Annotated in this window: 13 protein-coding genes; 7 read left to right on the top strand and 6 right to left on the bottom strand. The window is 42.0% G+C overall.

All coding sequences use genetic code 11. The annotated features are described in order from the left end of the window. Window positions 1–267 precede the first annotated feature (267 nt). Both ACOSVQ_RS01755 and ACOSVQ_RS01750 read left to right on the top strand, forming a co-directional pair. Window positions 268–2,259 (top strand): methyl-accepting chemotaxis protein, encoded by a 1,992-nt coding sequence (locus ACOSVQ_RS01755; protein WP_491980877.1) that lies wholly within the window; start codon window positions 268–270, stop codon window positions 2,257–2,259. 177 nt (window positions 2,260–2,436) lie between these two features. Further along, on the top strand, window positions 2,437–3,597 hold the full coding sequence (locus ACOSVQ_RS01750; protein WP_491980876.1) for a DUF1887 family protein: 1,161 nt from the start codon (window positions 2,437–2,439) through the stop codon (window positions 3,595–3,597). Window positions 3,598–3,652: 55 nt separating this feature from the next. On the opposite strand, the gene fadR is transcribed toward ACOSVQ_RS01750, so the two are convergent. Next, window positions 3,653–4,492: a fatty acid metabolism transcriptional regulator FadR gene (gene fadR, locus ACOSVQ_RS01745; protein ID WP_491980875.1), complete on the bottom strand. Its 840-nt coding sequence runs from the start codon at window positions 4,490–4,492 to the stop codon at window positions 3,653–3,655. Between the two features lie 641 nt (window positions 4,493–5,133). Here fadR and nhaB point away from each other — a divergent pair. Both nhaB and dsbB read left to right on the top strand, forming a co-directional pair. Further along, window positions 5,134–6,726: a Na(+)/H(+) antiporter NhaB gene (gene nhaB / locus ACOSVQ_RS01740; RefSeq protein ID WP_491980874.1), complete on the top strand. Its 1,593-nt coding sequence runs from the start codon at window positions 5,134–5,136 to the stop codon at window positions 6,724–6,726. Window positions 6,727–6,809: 83 nt separating this feature from the next. Beyond that, on the top strand, window positions 6,810–7,343 hold the full coding sequence (gene dsbB / locus ACOSVQ_RS01735; protein WP_491980873.1) for a disulfide bond formation protein DsbB: 534 nt from the start codon (window positions 6,810–6,812) through the stop codon (window positions 7,341–7,343). A 68-nt stretch (window positions 7,344–7,411) separates the two neighbouring features. Here the strand turns inward: dsbB and ACOSVQ_RS01730 are convergent, their stop codons facing one another. Together ACOSVQ_RS01730 and lrp are read right to left on the bottom strand one after the other, a co-directional pair. Next, complete coding sequence (locus ACOSVQ_RS01730) at window positions 7,412–10,270, bottom strand: DNA translocase FtsK (protein ID WP_491980872.1); 2,859 nt, start codon at window positions 10,268–10,270, stop codon at window positions 7,412–7,414. A 188-nt stretch (window positions 10,271–10,458) separates the two neighbouring features. Then, entirely contained in the window at window positions 10,459–10,953 is a 495-nt protein-coding gene (lrp, locus tag ACOSVQ_RS01725) for a leucine-responsive transcriptional regulator Lrp (RefSeq protein ID WP_004726475.1), read from the bottom strand. 156 nt (window positions 10,954–11,109) lie between these two features. Between lrp and ald the strand changes: the two genes are divergently transcribed. Continuing rightward, window positions 11,110–12,234 (top strand): alanine dehydrogenase, encoded by a 1,125-nt coding sequence (gene ald / locus ACOSVQ_RS01720; protein WP_491980871.1) that lies wholly within the window; start codon window positions 11,110–11,112, stop codon window positions 12,232–12,234. A 39-nt stretch (window positions 12,235–12,273) separates the two neighbouring features. On the opposite strand, the gene ACOSVQ_RS01715 is transcribed toward ald, so the two are convergent. Both ACOSVQ_RS01715 and cysB read right to left on the bottom strand, forming a co-directional pair. Further along, the gene (locus ACOSVQ_RS01715; RefSeq protein WP_491980870.1) at window positions 12,274–13,473 is read right to left on the bottom strand and encodes a methyltransferase; all 1,200 of its coding nucleotides are present in this window, start codon (window positions 13,471–13,473) and stop codon (window positions 12,274–12,276) included. 54 nt (window positions 13,474–13,527) lie between these two features. Beyond that, complete coding sequence (cysB, locus tag ACOSVQ_RS01710; RefSeq protein ID WP_165310789.1) at window positions 13,528–14,502, bottom strand: HTH-type transcriptional regulator CysB; 975 nt, start codon at window positions 14,500–14,502, stop codon at window positions 13,528–13,530. A 310-nt stretch (window positions 14,503–14,812) separates the two neighbouring features. Here cysB and ACOSVQ_RS01705 point away from each other — a divergent pair, with 310 nt between their 5' ends. Continuing rightward, window positions 14,813–15,577 (top strand): DNA repair protein, encoded by a 765-nt coding sequence (locus ACOSVQ_RS01705; RefSeq protein WP_491980869.1) that lies wholly within the window; start codon window positions 14,813–14,815, stop codon window positions 15,575–15,577. A 71-nt stretch (window positions 15,578–15,648) separates the two neighbouring features. After that, window positions 15,649–16,419: a tRNA isopentenyl-2-thiomethyl-A-37 hydroxylase MiaE gene (gene miaE / locus ACOSVQ_RS01700; RefSeq protein WP_491980868.1), complete on the top strand. Its 771-nt coding sequence runs from the start codon at window positions 15,649–15,651 to the stop codon at window positions 16,417–16,419. Window positions 16,420–16,459: 40 nt separating this feature from the next. On the opposite strand, the gene pyrF is transcribed toward miaE, so the two are convergent. Then, complete coding sequence (pyrF, locus tag ACOSVQ_RS01695; RefSeq protein WP_491980867.1) at window positions 16,460–17,155, bottom strand: orotidine-5'-phosphate decarboxylase; 696 nt, start codon at window positions 17,153–17,155, stop codon at window positions 16,460–16,462. Window positions 17,156–17,192 lie beyond the last annotated feature (37 nt).

Raw genomic sequence — 17,192 nt, 5'->3', positions numbered from 1 at the left:
GTGCTCCGTAGTAGGCATTTTTTATAAATAATTGTGCATTTGAGTATGCGTCAAGGTGCTTCAAACCTCAATACAAAACATTATCCAGTTAACAGAATTCAATTTCCGTACCCACAAAATCACAATTTTGTAACTTTGCTCTAAAAACGAACTATTGATGATTTATAAAATAGCGTTTGCTTGTTTCGTCGTTGAGACATTTTGCCGAAGAGCAATTTTTATTACTTATTTTTATTTTTTGAGAATGTGTTTATTGGGGGTAGAGGTATGCAAGGTTCCGTAATTAGACGGATGTATGCTGGTTTTGCATTAATTATCATCATGTTCGCAGTGACAGTTGCCATCATGATGAGTGGAATGAACCAAATTCATTCAAACTTTGAAAGTGTATCGAAAACAGCTCTGCCGCTTGTTTCTTTATCTAACAAAACTAGCGTTCAACTCTTGTCTGCTGACAAGTCATTTAAAGACTTTCTGACCACTCAGAATCTAGAGCGAATGAACGAAATGCGTAATTCATTTGCTTCTGCCAAGAACAAATTCAGCGAAACATTAAATCAGTTACAAGAAGCAAGTGCTTCCCATCCTGAACTTATTGAACGCGTGGATTCTCTTAAGCAATTAGAAGACCGTTATTTTAGCGAAGCTGACAATGCGATGAGTAACTACCAAGCGATGTTTGACGCTCAAGCTAAAGTGCAGAAATCAACTCGTGAATTCCAACGCTTACAAGCAGAACTCAGCTCAGGCATGAAAGAAGCGGTTGATGGTCAAAACAACATTTCTGTGAAAGTAATGGCAAAAAGCTACTTTATGAAGCTTCGTGATGCTGAAGTGATTACTTCAGATGCGTTAGCAAGTTCGGATGTAGAATTTGTAGAAAAAGCCGTCGCACTGAATAAGAAAGCCGTAACTCATCTTAATTACGCCTATCGTGGTTTGATTACTCAGCTTCCAGAAATTAAGAGTACTTTTGATGAAAAAGTTCAACAGTTTACTCAAGACATCGGTCAGAAAGGCGGCGTGCTGGATCAACACAACGAGTATCTGAAAGCTCGCGCTGCTTTGTACGAAAACATCGGCAACCTAGCGGCTGAAATTGATAACGCAATGACCATATTGGATTCGTTCAACGAAACGGCGACTAATGACTTAAATGGCTCATTAGCGGAAGCTGGTGACGTTTATCAGCAAGGCCTTTACAAAGCAGTAGGCATTGGTATCGCCGTTCTAGTGATTGCCGTAGCGATTGGTTATCACCTAGCACAGAGTGTACGTGAACCACTAAAACGTATTCTGACGACGTTAGAGAGCCTAACTGATGGTGATATGACTCAGCGTATCGACATTCGCTTCAATAACGAATTTAGTCGTGTTAGTGGTCATATCAATACCCTAGCGGATAGTTTGCATGACATTCTGAAGAAGTTGAACCAAGCATCGGATGCTCTAACGTCAACAGCGAACAATAACCAAACGACGTCACAAGGTGCACAGTCACAACTCAATAGCCAACGTGAACAGACAGCAAGTGTAGCAACAGCCATGACAGAGATGGCTCATTCTGTGGAAGAAGTTGCAAATAGTGCGCAAAACTCACTACAAATGGTTCAACAGGTTGAAACTGCGTCTGAGTCTGGCCGTGTGATTATGAGCCAGAACATCTCCACAATTAATCAACTTGAAGCACGTTTGACTGAGTCGGTAGAAGCAACCAACGATCTACGCAGAATGAGCAGCCAAATTGGCAGCATTCTGGATGTAATTCGCAACATTGCAGAGCAAACCAACCTCCTTGCATTGAACGCAGCAATTGAAGCCGCTCGAGCGGGTGATCAAGGTCGAGGCTTTGCTGTTGTAGCAGACGAAGTGCGCGTACTTGCTCAACGTACAACAGAATCAACCACTGAAATTGAGAACATGATTAGCAATTTGCAATCAAGCTCAACTTCAGCAAGTAAAGTGATTGAAAGCTGTATGAAGGATATGGAGCAATCGGTTGAACAAGCTTCGAATGCCAATAGTGCAATGGAAGAGATTCAAGCTCTGATCATCGAAATCAGCCAAATGAGTACTCATATTTCTCAAGCAGCTGCAGAACAAAATGAAACAACGTCAAGCATCGCTCGTAGCATTGAAGACATCAACCTGATATCGGATGAAAGCTATCGCGCAATGGCAGAGATTGCAGATAACAGCACTAACCTAACGCAGCTTGCTGCGCAGCAAAGTGAACTGGTGCATAGATTCAAACTCTGATTTAACTGTGCAATATAAATACAAGATTGTAATCATTTAGTAAAAACTAACCTCAGGGTGATCTTTTCTATAGGGTCACCCTTGTTTTTTCCGTATAGCACCGTTATATGATAGCTATGGCTTGCGGCAAACCTTTCATACTTAACTCTTTTTGCAAGCCAAACATGAGGAATAACTATGGCCGTTCATGTTGGCATAATCGACCAAGACCCAGTTCGCTTGGTTACCCCACTTTTAGATAACAGAACCGCGAGTCGTCATATCGTATTCATCGGGGATAGTTCGCAAGAAGCAATGTATGTTCGCCTGCACACCGTACTTAGTCAGCGCGAAATAACCTCAGAGTTTTTCGAAATTCCCGCAGGTTCAAACGTAGCGGAGATAAAGAAAGCAATAAACAAACTAGCGGATGATCTTAAGCAACGTAACTTGCCAATCAAGCTAAACGCAAGCTGTGGCCTCAGACACCGATTACTTTGCGTATACGAAGTCTTCCGCACTTATCACTGGCCTATTTTTGTTGTCGAACCAAACAGTGATTGCCTCTGCTGGCTTTATCCTGACGGCAACACAGATACCCAAGTTCAAGACCACATCACCATCTCAGATTACCTGACTATATTTGGAGCACGTGGCGAGTTTAGTGAACAGAACATCCCACCTCAGTTAGACGAAAAGCTATATAACCTTGGTGAGCGCTGGGCAAGTAATGCCTTGGAATTAGGCCCAGGTTTAGCAACACTTAACTACTTAGCGACCACTTGCCGCAAAGAACAACGTTTAGACGTAGAGTTATCGGAGAAGCAGCAAGGTTATCGCGAACTAAGCATGTTGCTAAATGACTTAGTAGAAACAGAAATTGCGACCTACGAAAATGGCATTCTGACTTTCGCTAATGAAGACGCACGCCGTTTTTCAAACGGTGAATGGCTAGAAACCTTAGTACATAGTACCGTTAAGCAGATTCAAGACGATTTACCAACCATTCAGGACCGTTCATTAAACGTACAAGTCTACCGTCAACTCGGCGACAAAGAAGTGCGTAATGAACTTGATATTGCTACGGTTGTGAACAACAAACTGTATATCATTGAATGTAAGACTAAAGGTATGCGTGATGACGGTGATGACACTCTGTACAAGCTCGAATCTCTGCGTGACTTGCTAGGCGGTTTACAAGCAAGAGCTATGCTTGTTAGCTTTCGCCCACTTCGCCACAACGACATCACTCGTGCAGAAGATCTTGGGCTTGCGCTCATTGGCCCAGACGAGTTAAAAGACCTTAAGTCTCACCTTACTGCTTGGTTTAAAGAAGCCGGTGGTAGAGAGAACATTTAGTTCAACACTATCGAGACATAGATATTAAAAAGCCCGCTAAATGCGGGCTTTTCTTTTAACAATCGTCTTCGGTGAAATTCGAAGGCAAGGTATCTTTCATCTTGTTCCAGATTTGTGCGCTATCTATACCATAGTGACGAATCACGCCCGGTAACTGCTCACGATCACCTGTTCGGCAAATCGTCAACAAATCTCGATAGAAAGAAAGAGAACGTTCACGAGCTTCTGGGTTTGAGAAATAGTAGCTACCAACACGGTCATACAGTTTTTTCACGCCATTAAAGATCAAACCGTAGATTTGGTTACCAGAATGGAATGCTAAACGTTGGAACAACATATAGTCGTAGTAGTTAAAAGTTTTAGCAATCAACACTGATTGACGCTTCTCTTCGTCTTTCTCACCATCATCTTTCACATGCTGCTGCAACTTGTCTGCGAATGGTGAAGATGCCATAAATGCATCCCATGATTCTGCAGCCATAAGAGCTTCGCACGATTCAATAACATTCGTAATAGTACGTTCCGAGTTCTCTTTGTTGATCTTGAATGCATAACGCATAAAGATTGGACTGATATTCGTACGAGCAGCAAGTAAGTCTTCCACGATGCTGGTTGCATTGTCTGCGTCCAACGTCATTAACGTATCTAGAATATGTAAACCAGATGTCTCCATGAACTGGTTTACTTTCGTTGGCTTACCATGCTGAATAGTTAACCATCCATCACGTGCTAAACGCTGAAGAACTTCACGCAAAGTTGTTCGAGTAACACCTATAAGTTCTGAGAGTTCACGTTCTGCAGGTAAAATGGAACCAGGTGGGAAACGACCGTTCCAAATGCTTTCGATAATATATTTTTCTGCGAAACCTGCTGGGCTTTTTGCCTTAATAACCATTAAGTACTTATCCAGTTTTCTATTTATTAGATTTGATTGGGACTCATCATACCACTAGTTATCACCAAGCGGAAACAAAGCAACCCTAAACTTGTCACAAAGCTAACCAATCAAAATAGAATTCTCTGATGATTAAATCTGACTTGTCATATAAATGCTTAAAATGTGTTTCAAAATATTTCCATTCGTAACTTTTAATGCACAAAAACCACACTAAAAAAGAGAGTTTAATCACATTAACTATTGGACTATTTGTAAAATAAACTTACTAAAATAGAGTGATTTACGTGAGCTCGGTTGTATTTACGCACATTTATTCTTCATATAGTCTTGAAAAGAATTTTTTAATTAGCTTCAGGTTATAAATGAAGCGACAATATCACACCAAATGATGATTAATACTGACTTCCGCGCCACACAGCAGCTTGTTGACTAAATAAGTTATGCAGGTAGAGTTGCGGTCGAAGTCTAGAGTGCTTGTTTTGATCAGGGAGTGACTTGGCAAGGTTCTAAATAGGTAGTTTTCTTTATTGCCTCTCTAAGTCACTGTTGATAAGTCTTTGATTAAAATCATATTAAGATTTAAGTCAAAGCTGGCACATATCCTTGTTAAATTTATTATAACAGTGAGAGTAATTACCATGCCGATGTCCCTTGGAAACGCTTTTATCAAGAATTTCCTAGGAAAAGCACCTGATTGGTACAAAGTTGCCATAATTGCCTTTCTTATTATTAATCCGATCGTTTTCTTCTTTATCAATCCGTTTATTGCTGGCTGGCTTCTTGTCATCGAATTTATATTCACTTTAGCCATGGCATTAAAATGTTACCCACTTCAGCCCGGTGGTTTATTAGCAATAGAGGCGATTGCTATCGGGATGACCAGTCCCGCTCAAGTAAAGCATGAACTAGTGGCCAATATTGAAGTACTGCTCCTGTTGGTATTTATGGTTGCAGGTATCTACTTCATGAAGAACTTGCTGCTATTCATTTTCACAAAAATATTGCTTGGCATCCGCTCTAAAGTGGCTCTTTCCGTTGCTTTTTGTATTACAGCCGCTTTCCTGTCTGCGTTCTTAGATGCGCTTACAGTCATCGCTGTAATCATCAGTGTAGCCGTAGGTTTCTACTCGATTTACCACAAAGTGGCATCTGGACAGTCATTCAATTCATCGCATGATCACACTCACGATGAACACATTTCAGAACTGACTCGTGATGACTTAGAAAACTACCGCGGTTTCCTTCGCTCTTTACTCATGCACGCTGGTGTTGGTACTGCTCTTGGTGGCGTAATGACTATGGTTGGTGAACCTCAAAACCTTATCATTGCTGACCAAGCAGGATGGTTCTTCGGTGAATTCTTAATTCGAATGTCACCTGTCACTGTCCCTGTATTTTTCTGCGGCATCCTGACCTGTATCTTAGTCGAGAAGTTTAAAGTTTTCGGTTACGGAAGTGACTTACCAGCAAACGTTCGCCAAATCCTCATCGATTTTGATACGGAAGAACGTAAAACTCGTACAAATCAAGACGTTGCTAAACTATGGGTACAAGGTATTATCGCGGTTTGGTTAATTGTAGGCCTAGCATTGCACCTTGCGGCTGTGGGTCTGATTGGTCTTTCTGTCATCATCCTTGCAACGGCATTTACAGGCGTCATTGAAGAACACTCCATGGGTAAAGCGTTTGAAGAAGCATTACCTTTCACTGCACTACTAGCTGTGTTCTTCTCTGTTGTTGCAGTAATCATCGACCAACATCTATTTAAACCCATCATTGATGCCGTTCTTCACATTGAAGATAACGGCACACAATTAGCCTTGTTCTATGTTGCGAATGGTTTGTTATCCATGGTATCTGATAACGTATTCGTAGGTACGGTTTATATCAACGAAGTGAAGGAAGCGATGATGCAAGGCATCATTTCGCGCGACCAATTCGACTTACTTGCTGTTGCAATCAACACAGGTACGAACCTGCCGTCAGTTGCAACACCTAACGGCCAAGCGGCATTCTTGTTCTTGTTGACGTCAGCACTGGCGCCATTAATTCGTCTTTCGTACGGTCGAATGGTACTAATGGCATTACCATATACTCTGGTTCTTACCCTAGTAGGCCTAGCAGGCATAATATTCCTAGCCGAGCCAATGACGCATATGTTCTATGACTTGGGATGGCTTTCTCATCATTCAGTTAATGCCGTTGGCAACCTTGCACCTGAAGGCCACTAAAATTTGTATTGAATAGGAAACTATTTCGAGATAAAAAGCTCTGATTACTCAGAGCTTTTTAATATAAACGGTAAGGATTCACTGTGACTTTCTTTTCTAGCCTGCACACTTTTTCTAAAAACCGAATCTCTTGGATATTGTTATTGGGATTCGTATTGTTTTTTGAAGCCAGTGCGCTTTTCTTCCAACACGTGTTGGTTTTAGCACCTTGCGTCATGTGTATTTATGAGCGAGTCGCTATGTTGGGAATTGGCGGAGCTGCAATTGTGGGACTAATTGCACCTAAAAACCCGCTATTTCGTTGGTTAGGTTTTGCTGGTTGGGGCTTTAGCGCATACAAAGGATTAATGCTATCTCTACAACACGTTCAATATCAGTTTCACCCTTCTCCTTTTGCAACGTGCGATGTATTTGTTCAGTTCCCGAGCTGGGCACCGTTGAACCAATGGTTCCCATGGATGTTCGAAGCTTATGGTGACTGTAGCAAGATAGTTTGGCAATTACTTGATTTATCTATGCCTCAGTGGTTAGTCATTATTTTTGCCGCTAATATTGTTGCGCTAGCGATTATTGTCATCTCTCAGTTCTTTAAAGAGAAAAGACGTTTCTTTAGATAAAAACGTTAGAAAATTAAAAGACAAAAGGCGCCAACTGGCGCCTTTTTCATCTTCAAAACAAATCAACATCAGTCGCGAATAGGTGCTGGTGAAAGCACCTCACGGTTACCGTTGTGACCAGGCGCACTCACTATTCCTTGAGCTTCTAATTGTTCAACAATGCGTGCAGCTCGGTTATAGCCGATCTTAAAACGACGTTGCACGCCAGAAACAGAACCACGACGCGTCTCTACAACATGCTCTACCACTTGATCAAATAGCGGGTCTACTTCTTCATCACTTTCCATTCGTTCACCCGGCAACATCATTTCTGGGCTTTGATCGCCACTGATGATATCGCTGATGTAATTAGGCTTACCACGCGCTTTCCAGTTATTCACAACGGCATGTACGTCATCGTCAGAGGCAAATGCACCATGTACACGAATTGTATGGCTAGAACCCGGAGCGAGATAAAGCATGTCACCCATACCTAGCAGTGACTCCGCACCGCCCTGATCTAAAATAGTTCGCGAGTCCGTTTTCGTTGAAACAGTAAAGGCTACACGTGTTGGAATGTTTGCTTTAATCAAACCAGTAATAACATCAACAGATGGGCGCTGAGTTGCCAAAATTAAGTGAATACCTGCCGCACGTGCTTTTTGAGCAAGACGAGCAATCAGTTCCTCTACTTTTTTACCGACCACCATCATCAAGTCGGCGAACTCGTCCACCACCACAACGATATATGGCAATTTCTCAAGCAATGGCGCTTCTGCGTCCATACTGTCACCTTCTTTCCACAATGGGTCGTGAATCGGGTGACCAGCTTCAGCTGCCATTTTCAGTTTGTCGTTGAAACCTTTAATGTTCCGCACGCCTAACACGGACATAAGCTTGTAACGACGTTCCATTTCTCCCACACACCAACGAAGTGCATTTGAAGCATCTTTCATGTCTGTTACAACTTCAGCCAGTAAGTGTGGAATACCTTCGTAGATAGAAAGCTCCAACATTTTCGGGTCGATCATGATGAAACGTACATCTTCTGGTGTCGACTTATACAACATACTCAGGATCATGACGTTCACACCCACCGACTTACCGGAACCAGTTGTACCAGCTACCAACACGTGCGGCATTTTCGCGAGATCAGCCACGACTGCATCACCAGCAATATCTTGCCCAAGTACTATCGTCGTCGGAGACTTTGATTCTTTAAATTGAGGGCTTGCGATTACGTCAGACAGATATACCGTTTGACGACTCATGTTAGGTAATTCGAGACCTACATAAGGTTTACCCGGAATAACCTCTACAACACGCACTGCCATTGCAGACAGAGAACGCGCTAAATCCATCGATAAGCTCGAAATTCGGCTCACCTTAACACCAGGAGCCAAATCCAATTCAAAACGAGTTATAACCGGCCCAGGGAAGATATCAACTACTTCAGCTTGAATCTTATAATCAGCTAACTTTGCCTCTACCAGACGAGCTATCTCTTCCAACGCCTCTCGGTCTATGAAGTTTTCACGTTTTTCTGGGTGATAAAGCAGTTCCAATGTAGGCATTGGTTCTGCTGGTTTTGGCAGTTTCACATCTTTTTGCATTAAAAATGGATTCTGTTGCCCTGCCATATTGGCTTGTGCTTCAGAAACCAAGTTTTGGAAAGCAGCAAGATCTTTGTCTTGTTCTAACTCTTCGTTATCTTCATCATCATAGTCTTCAAAACCATATTCAGACTGTGACTCTGGTTGCCACTCATCTTCGTCATCTAGCACATCTAAATTTGAGATAGTCGGTTCGATATGGATATCATCAGCAGGCTCAATATCAACAACATCAAGTTGGCTGGTGTTTATCATTGGCTCAGCTGGCACATCGATATCTTCAACTACCTCATCACTTGAAGATTCCCAAGGCATTTCATCTTGAGCAAAATCATCCGATTCACGAGCAACCATATCAAGCTCTTCAATTGTCGAAGACAGTTGCTTACTACGTGGTGGAAGATCTTCTTCCTCGTCGTCGAAATGATAGTTCGGTGCCTGCGAAACTTGCTCTATAGCAAAATCATCAGACTCTATTGATGCTTTTGCCACAGGTTCTTCTTTTGGCATGTGAATATTGAAACGTCGAGCGACAGGCTGATTCTCTTGCTCCGAGTCTTCGGGCAATACTGAAATACTTTCCACAGCATCTGAAGCTTCATCGTTATCTTGATGCTCTAACGCTCTAGTTTGTAGAGGTTCTATGAGCGAAGGTGATGTTAATTGAGGTTCAACAATCTCCTCTTTCTGCCCACGAATTCGGTTAAGAATCCAATGAAGGCAAGCAATACTCATATCGCCAAGTCTTTCAACGATACTAAGCCATGAAATGCCAGTTAAAAGCGTAAAACCTGCCCCCCAAAAGAATAAAAGAGCAAGCGTTGTTCCGAGCACATTGAGAGTAGGTAAAGCAAGGCTGGTTAGCACATCTCCAACAACACCCCCAGATGAGAAATACCAAATATCATCGAAATTGATATCCGCCAATCCGCAACTCGTTAATAAGAGAACCACTAAACCCAATAGGCGCGTTCCCCACAGCATTAAATCAATGCTTTCGTCTTCACGACGTTTACGAAAAACGACCCACGCAGCAGCGGTTAAAATAACAGGTAGAGGATAAGCTAAAGAACCAAATACAAAAAACAGTGTATCCGCGACCCAAGCGCCGACGATACCACCACCGTTTTGAATATCTGAGCCCCATGCAGTTTGAGACCATGAAGGATCGGCAGGATTAAATGTAAATAGTGCTACTGCTAACAAAATAGAAGCCAGAACGGTCAGGATTAGCCCGCACTCTTTAAGTCTTTGAATACCATTCAAACGGGAAGAGCCAATTTCTTCACTCGTTTTGATAATAGTTTCGACTTTATTTTTGTTCTCTTTGAACATAAACCAACTTGAATATGATTATTATGGCCAACGTGAGTAACACTATACTCATATTGGATAGGTGAAAACAGTCCGAGCGGCAAAAGCCGCTCGGTTTGTTCGAAGATTTAACCATATCAAGGTCAAAAACCCAATTAACTAAAGTCAGAATGCGGAAAGAAATACCACTATTCTGAACCGAAGCACGATTAACGGGTTTTGATAACTAACTGATTGGTTTGTTTAACTTCTTCCATTACAACGTAGGTACGTGTGTCGTTTACGCCCGGTAAACGCAACAATGTATCCCCAAGTAACTTACGATAAGCACCCATGTCTGATACACGAGTTTTCAACAAGTAGTCGAAATCACCTGATACTAGGTGACATTCTTGGATGTCATCCAGTTTTTGAACTGCGGTATTAAACTGTTCAAACACATCTGGCGCACCACGGTTTAGAGTAATTTCTACGAAAACCAATAGTGATGCATCAAGATACTGAGGGTTTAATAACGCTGTGTAGCCAGTAATGTAACCCTGACGTTCTAAGCGACGTACACGCTCCAAGCACGGCGTTGGAGAAAGACCTACTCGCTTAGACAATTCAACGTTCGAAATACGACCGTCTTTCTGCAACTCATTCAAGATGTTGCGGTCGATACGGTCAAGATCCTTGGACGGCCTTTTATAGTTGTCTGCCATTTTTATATTCCACCTTAATTACTTCCTTGCAAAAAATATACTACAACTTTTTAATATGCAGTTTCAAATCTTAAACAATAGCGCATATACTAGCAATAAACTCGCCATGCAACTCAAGACACAGTCAATACAACCAAGTTAGACTAAGGAGTCAGGATGATCATTGGTGTACCTAAAGAAATCAAAAACCACGAATACCGTGTCGGTATGATCCCATCAAGTGTGAGAGAACTTGTCTCTCACGGCCACCAAATCTTTATAGAAACAAATGCCGGAAATGGCATTGGTATTTCAGACGACGATTACATCGCCGCGGGCGCATCCATTCTTCCTACCGCTGCAGACATATTTGCGAAAGCAGAGATGATTGTAAAGGTTAAAGAACCTCAAGCTGTCGAACGAGCATTGCTCAAAGAAGGGCAAATATTATTTACTTATTTACACCTAGCTCCAGATTTTCCACAAACTGAAGAGCTAATCAAGAGCAAAGCTGTCTGTATAGCGTATGAGACTGTAACAGATAATATGGGTCGCTTACCACTATTAGCACCAATGTCTGAGGTCGCAGGTAGAATGTCTATTCAAGCTGGTGCACAAGCTTTAGAAAAATCACGGGGCGGATGCGGTTTATTGTTAAGCGGTGTACCCGGCGTCGCGCCTGCAAAAATCGTGATTCTAGGTGGTGGCGTAGTTGGTGCGAACGCTGCCAGAATGGCTGTTGGGCTAAGGGCTGATGTCTCAATCATCGACAAAAATATTGATACATTGAGAAAACTTGATGAAGAATTTCAAGGTCAAGCAAAAGTCTTATTCTCAACTAAAGATACGGTAGAACAAAATGTTCTAAATGCAGACTTGGTCATAGGTGCTGTTCTCATTCCAGGCGCAGCAGCGCCGAAACTAGTCACTAAACAGCACATTAAGAAAATGAAGGCAGGCTCAGCCATTGTAGATGTCGCTATTGACCAAGGTGGTTGCTTTGAAACATCACACGCTACAACGCACGCAGAACCCACATATGTGGTTGATGATGTAGTTCACTACTGTGTTGCCAACATGCCAGGTGCCGTTGCTAGAACGTCAACTTATGCTCTCAACAACGCCACACTACCCTATATACTCAAGCTGGCAAACAAAGGGTATCAAAGAGCGCTATTGGAAGACTCTGGGCTGCTTAATGGTCTCAATGTGATTCACGGTAAAGTTACCTGCAAAGCCGTTGCCGACGCTTTCCACATTGATTACGTTGATCCTAAACAAGCCATTGCAATGTTTAACTAAGATGAATGGAATGCCGAGTCGCTACTCGGCATCTTTTTACTAAGGACTTTCATTCCTTACTGCATGAATAAGAATGTTTCTAGGTGTGCTTTCTCTTTTGCAGAATTCACTCAGTTCAACTCGATAGCCACTCTCTTGTAAAAACATCGCTTTATCCAGTACAAGCCATATCTCAAGTAAACGACGAAAGCATTGTTGAACCAAACTTAAACGCTCCATTTGCCAAAAACGCTCTATACCTATTTCTTCGTAGTGTGAGAAATTCACATCTGGCAAAATAAAACCCTTTTCTTTAGCTGCCCAAAGACAAAATGCTTCAAACCCTTCGCTCAAAAATGATTTCTTGATACTTGGGATAGGTACGTATTCGCTTACAGATAAGCATTCATTTAGCAAAGCATTTAAACCTAATCGAAAACTCATCTCTTGTTGTCTGTGACGTTTTACGCGCTCGCCTCCCGTTACCGTTTCCTGCAGTGGAATTCTTAATTCTTGCTTTGTTAATTGGATCTTAGATTCTTTACCTAAACAAGATTGCGCGTTGTATGTATCGCTCTGTATTAAATGGTAGCAACACGGAGAGAAACTGAGGGCTTTAGTTTTCGCCTGAGCAGCATAGTGCATTAATTGGACATGCAAATCCCCGCATGCATGTAGTGCTACAGCGTGTTGTTCTGCGTGAAAAACATCTGCACTTTTTGAGTCAAATGCATCACCTTGAACAAATGACATAGGTAATGACAGATTCTCCGCGTCCCTTTGCCCCGATTCACAAAGCGATTGCTGGAACTCAAAGCTGACTACAGGCTGATTTGAATTAAACGCCAAAATACGTCCTAAATACCCCTTACCCGAACACCACTCTAACCATTCTTTACCATGATGATGAGATAGTACACTTTGTCCTAGAGATTGGATCTGAGCGAGCTTCCTGCCAGGAATGCCTGCTTCTAACGCAAGATGACGTTGGAGTTCAGTATGCTTTGTCGTTGGTAAGTATGCGAGTTCAGGGATGATGCTGAGTTCAGGAATAAAGTTAGAAAGCTGGATGATCATTTCATCAGGACAACTTTTCAGCCTCTCGATATCCTCTAAACTCAGGCTTTGCAGCCAATTATTTAATTCAGGATATTGCGGCCACAGATTCTTCTCATCAAAACACTGGAAGAATGCTTCAAAGCGCCAGAAAGATTGAAATTTAAATAAGAATTGATCGAGTGTTTGAAATCTAGACTGCATGACTCCCCCTAAGCTGCCTGTAGTGTAGGGGGAGTTTTAAGCGAAGTAAAAGCCTTAGCGCACTGGTAATTCAATGTCTTTGAACATCTCTTCGATTTCCATGTTAGATTTCAAGGAGATCGCTTGTTCAACTACCGGGCGAGTTAAATGAGGTGCGAAGCGCTCCATAAAATCGAACATGTATGAGCGTAAGAATGTTCCTCTGCGGAAACCGATACTGGTTGTACTTGCTCCGAATATATGGCTCGCATCGATAGCTACAAGATCTTTATCCTGCTCCTTATCGATTGCCATACTCGCAATCACACCCACCCCAATACCCATACGAACATACGTCTTGATAACGTCAGCGTCGGTAGCGGTAAACACCACTTTTGGCGTTAAACCGACACGATTAAACGCAGTATCTAGCTCAGAACGTCCAGTAAAACCAAACACGTAAGTAACCAGAGGGAATGCAGCTAAATCTTCAATCGTAATACGTTCTTTTTTCGTTAATGGGTGGTCTTTAGGTACAACAATAGAACGGTTCCAGTGATAGCAAGGTAACATCACTGCGTCTTGATAGAGATGTAAGGCTTCAGTTGCGATAGCAAAGTTAGCGACACCTTTCGCTATCGCTTCAGACATTTGGCTAGGTGTCCCCTGATGCATATGGAGAGACACTTTAGGATATCTAGCCGTAAAACCTTTTATTACTGCTGGCAGTGCATAACGGGCTTGAGTGTGCGTAGTCGAAATATTAAGCGTACCCATTTCTGGATGGGTATGTTCACCTGCGACAGCTTTGATACTTTCAACGCGGGAAAGTATTTCGGTAGCAATACGTACAATATCTTCACCAGCTTGTGTTACCTGAGTAAGATGCTTACCGCTTCGTTCAAATATCTGAATACCCAGTTCGTCTTCCAATAAACGAACTTGTTTACTGATTCCCGGCTGAGATGTATACAAGCTCTCGGCGGTGGCAGAAACGTTCAAATTGTGGTTAACCACTTCAACGATGTACTTCAATTGTTGCAACTTCATAACTGCCTTAAATCCTTGCCTAAATGAGTATGCTATATAATTATTAGTTATATACTCTACTATGCAGAATTTGCAAGGTCTGAGCGGACAGCTTATACATAAAATAGCGAAAACAAGCCGTAGGATGCGAAATAGATCCGGTTATCGCGTTTTACAGGCAAAACTTTGTGCAGACTTTCAAACAATATCGATTGAAGCGTTTTTTCGCTTCAAAAATATCACAATGAAATTAGTAAATTTCTAGGTGTAGTGATAAGTTATGTTGTTGTATCCTATTCACTAGTCATTGAAAAATGAAGACACGGAATTTATGAATATAGGTTTAATTATCGCGCTGGTTGCAATACTGCTTGTTTTGGTTTTGGGCTACAACATTATGTTGCAATACAAAGTCAAAGTTGAAGCTGCAAGAAAGCAAGAATCATCAAAATATATAGCGATTATTGATGCAACTGAAGACTTGATCGGTAATGCTCATCACCTGCCTTTTAGTAAAGAATTACTACTATGCTTAAATATTCGAATTTTGGATTGCTTGCAGAATATGTTCGAACTTGAGCCAAAGAATAAACAATTGGCGCAGCGTATCGAACATATGAACGCACAAATTAAGCATTTGAAAGAGCATCATCCAGGTGGCGACAGCACAACTTTTAAAGTTCCAAGCAGTGATAAGCAAGCTATCGTTATGCTTAAACTGGTTAAACGCTTACGAGACACTATCAAGAGCGAACACAATAAAGGTCGCTTCGAAACCCAAGCTTATGTAACTGAAAACGCTCGACTAGAAAACATTCAAGTCCGAATTAACATTGAAAACGTCATCAAGCGTGCAAACGACTCTATTATTCGTGGTCAACCTGGTACTGCTATTCAATTGTTACGTAAAGGTCTTGATGTTCTTAGTACAAAAAATGACAACTACTCAAACCAAGCGAGAGACAAGTTGCAGCAGATGTATGATGACTTAGAGCATAAGCGTCAAAGTAAAAATGCATCTGACCTACAAGAAATCGAAGAGAAAGAACGTAATAGTGATATGGAAGCGCTCTTCGGTGAGAAGAAAAAGTGGTAACATCCTAGTTTCCAACGTAACACTCTGTTTAATCAAAGGTTGCCTCGGCGACCTTTTTTCTTATAAGAATTATGAACGAACACCAAACCTTTGATACTCTGCTCGCTCCAATTCATCAATTTCTTCAATATCCGACACCGGATGCGTGGATTATAGAAGCGCAGAAGCCTGAGAATCTCTCGAGAATCCTCAGAGATCACCTGTTATGTGAGTTGAAAGCGGCTCAGAGCGCTGTATTCTTACTAAAACGATATGTACTGACAGATGAAGGCAAAGAGCAGATTACGCAGCTTGTAGAGCCATACGAACTCTTTGCGTTTAAAGGGGTAGGTAACCTCGAAACGTTGCGTGGTAAAAGTCAATTGTCTAAGTCCATCAAAGCCAGAGATGGCTGTTCATACGGGCAAGATATGATTGACAAGATGGTTCTGCTCATCAAAGAAGAACTTCATCACTTTTATCAAGTGTTAGAAATCATAGAACAACAAGGGTTTGAATATCGGCCGATTACCGCAAGTCGCTATGCAAAGGGGATGATTAAGCATGTACGAACTTTCGAGCCGGAGGCACTCATCGATAAGTTGATTATTGGCGCGTACATTGAAGCACGTTCATGCGAGCGATTTGCGAAACTTGCACCTTATTTGGAAGAGTCGATAAAAAAATTCTACATATCCCTTCTTCGTTCAGAAGCGAGGCACTATCAAGACTATTTAGAACTTGCAGAGCAAATTTCCGAAAAAAATATATCAGATAGGATTAAACTTTTTGGAGATGTGGAAGCTGAGCTCATTTCTTCAAGCGACAACGAATTCCGGTTCCATTCAGGATCACCAGTATAAAAAAGCCAGCGAATGGCTGGCTTTTTCATACTCAAATTAATTAGGCTAACGATGCATTAATTTCAGCTAAAACTGCAGCAGGGTCTACCGCTTGAGTGATTGGTCTGCCAATAACAAGATAGTCTGAACCTGCTTGAACCGCTTCATATGGCGTCATAATTCGGCGTTGGTCACCAACGTCTGAACCAGCAGGTCGAATACCCGGAGTCACCAATTTAAACTCCTGCCCAAGACTTTGCTTTAGCATCTGTGATTCTTGAGCTGAACACACCACACCATCTAAACCTGCATTCTTCGTCAAACTAGCTAAACGCATAACTTGCTCTTGGGGCTTAACGTCTAACCCAATACCAGCAAGATCACTTTGCTCCATGCTTGTCAGGACAGTAACGCCAATTAATAGTGGGCGATCTTTACCATAAGGTTCCAATATTTCACGAGATGCTGCCATCATTCGTTCACCGCCGCTGGCGTGAACATTCACCATCCATACGCCTAGCTCTGCAGCTGCTTTTACTGCTTTTGAACATGTATTGGGAATGTCGTGAAACTTAAGATCTAAGAATACAGAGAAGCCACGTTTGTGTAGTTCGCGAACGAAATCAGGGCCAAAAAGAGTAAACATCTCTTTGCCCACTTTTAAGCGACAGCTTGTTGGGTCGATTCTACTGACGAATGCAAGCGCATCCGCTTGATTATCATAATCCAGTGCAACGATCACTTTCTGGTCGTTCATCTCTACTCCTAAGTATCCATTGAGCTAAAAAAAAGCA

Source organism: Vibrio sp. HM8-C, from assembly GCF_058630515.1.
The sequence above is the reverse complement of the archived record's forward strand: the minus strand, read 5'-3'. Positions and strand labels throughout refer to the sequence as shown.